Here is a 360-nt window from a genome sequence, read left to right on the forward strand (position 1 = left end):
CAACGCCTACGATGAGACATTGCCTTTCATGAGCGATCTTCCGCGATATTGGAGCCTTAAAACGCGGAAGCCGCTGCATCCGGTAATTCCAACGCGGGCGAGGGAATGGCTCTTGTTCTTTGCGGCTGGCCTTTTTCTTGCGGCCGCCCCTCTCTACATTTTATCCGCCTATATCAGGCGCTTACTGACCGCTGACGAAGCAGTCCAAATGTGCCTTCCGCTTTGGTTTGGAGGCGGGGTATTCGTTGTGCTCGGCACGCTTTGCAGATGGTGGCGATTGAAAAAGCTCAGGATGCACGTCCGGTCCAAGCGAAATTTAGCTGCAGGCCTCTCCGAACCGGACTGACTGCAACCCACCCA

General features: G+C 55.3%; 1 protein-coding gene. It reads left to right on the plus strand.

Translation table 11 applies throughout. From position 1 onward, the window contains the following. The coding region (locus MRBLSP13_RS20775; RefSeq protein WP_363756434.1) for a hypothetical protein at positions 1–346 on the plus strand (346 nt) is incomplete at its 5' end. Between the last annotated feature and the right edge of the window lie 14 nt (positions 347–360).

Source organism: Sphingobium sp. LSP13-1-1.1, assembly GCF_040676415.1.
Taxonomy (GTDB): Bacteria; Pseudomonadota; Alphaproteobacteria; order Sphingomonadales; family Sphingomonadaceae; genus Sphingobium.